Annotated in this window: 1 protein-coding gene and 1 pseudogene; one reads left to right on the top strand and one right to left on the bottom strand. The window is 64.4% G+C overall.

Going from position 1 to position 1743, the window contains the following annotated elements; genetic code table 11:
* Positions 1-443: 443 nt before the first annotated feature.
* Positions 444-736: pseudogene (locus CQY20_RS35855) on the bottom strand (response regulator); the annotation flags it as partial.
* A 166-nt stretch (positions 737-902) separates the two neighbouring features.
* Between CQY20_RS35855 and CQY20_RS33675 the strand changes: the two are divergent.
* Positions 903-1743 (top strand): MFS transporter (locus tag CQY20_RS33675; RefSeq protein WP_420093249.1); only part of this gene is annotated, 841 nt, incomplete at its 3' end.

Here is a 1743-nt window from a genome sequence, read left to right as displayed (position 1 = left end):
CACCCGCAGCGCCCGCCCCACCCGCTGCACCGACCGACGACCACAAGCCCGACGCACCAGCCGAACTCGCGGTGCCACCCGAATACGCTGCGCCCGACGACGAGGCACCAGCCGAACCTGGAGCTCTAGCCGAGCCAGTGGCACCAGCCGAACCTGCAGCTCTAGCCGAGCCAGTGGCACCAGCCGAACCTGCAGCTCTAGCCGAGCCAGTGGCACCAGGCGAACCTGCATTACCCGCCTACGACGAGCCCGTGGCACCAGCAGAGCCAGTGACGCCACCCGAATCCGAGGCAACGACCGAGCCGACCGCGCCGGAACAGCCCACGCCGAACCGGCTACACGACACCGACGTCAACCCATCGCAGACGGCCACAAGCCACGCCCCCGAAGGACCCGACCCACCTGACAACCTAGCGGCATGACAGCCGCGTGGACGCGATGCGTCAGCGCGCGATGCGGTAGCGCCGCTCTGGGCGGCCGACGCCGTACTGCAACCGGATCTCCAACGCGCCTGTGCTTAGGTAGTGCTCCAGGTAGCGCCGCGCTCTGACCCGTGAAATACCCACTCGCGGAGCGCATTCTGCGGCCGACATCTCGCAGGCGTCGCGAACCGGCTGCAGCACAGAGGGTCGCGTGACCGTCCCGATGCCCTTGGACAACACCTCATGCGGTGTCGATGTAGCGACCCTCCGAAGAGCGTCTCGATAAGCGACTGGTCGACACCCTCGGCCGACTCCCCGCAAGAGAAGGCGGTTCCGACATGAGCGGCGGCGTGGCGTAGGTCACCATTGTTTCGACGGCGTTTCGGGCAGCGCGCATGTGCGTGAGTTGCCGAAGTGAGCGGCTGTTGACTATTCGGACACGACCGGGCAATCGGTGCGGAATGGGCCGGCGTGACCGTAGTGGCCGTGAAGACTTCGAGGCGCAACCACAACATCGAACACTGGGATGCCGAAGACGTCGCAGCTTGGGAATCCGGCGGCGCAGCAATCGCCAAACGCAACCTGATCTGGTCCATCTTCGCCGAGCACGTCGGCTTCTCGATCTGGTCGATCTGGTCGGTGATGGTTCTGTTCATGCCGCAGGCCGTCTACCACATCGACGCCGCGGGCAAGTTCTATCTGGTGGCGCTGCCCACGCTGATCGGCGCGATCATCCGGATTCCGTACACCGTCGCACCAGCGAGGTTCGGCGGCCGCAACTGGACGGTCGTCAGCGCACTGCTGCTGTTAATCCCCACGCTGCTCACCCTGTGGGTGATGAAGCGCCCGGAGTCGTCCTACACCACCTTCATGATCGTCGCTGCGTTCGCCGGTTTCGGTGGCGGCAACTTCGCGTCGTCGATGACCAACATCAACGCGTTCTATCCGCAGCGCCTCAAGGGTTGGGCGCTGGGTCTCAATGCGGGCGGCGGCAACATCGGCGTGCCGGTCATCCAGTTGGTCGGCCTGCTCGTGATCGCCGCGGTCAGCAATACCGCACCCGAAATAGTTTGTGCCATATACCTTGTCGCGATCGCGATGGCAGCGCTGTGCGCGGCGCTGTTCATGGACAACCTCGGCAACCAGCGATCCAATCTCGGCGCGATGGCAGAAGCGCTGCGCTACAGCGACGCCTGGGTGATGAGCTTCCTCTACATCGGCACGTTCGGATCGTTCATCGGGTTCCTTACCTTTCTTGAAGGGTGTTTGGGGTCGTCGGCCTTAGGCTTCGAATCACCCAGGGATGTCGGGTATGGCTTTC

It is taken from the genome of Mycolicibacterium agri (assembly GCF_002553505.1).
GTDB classification, from domain to species: Bacteria; Actinomycetota; Actinomycetes; order Mycobacteriales; family Mycobacteriaceae; genus Mycobacterium; species Mycobacterium agri.
Note: the sequence above shows the minus strand (reverse complement) of the source record. Positions and strands in the feature narration are given on the sequence as shown.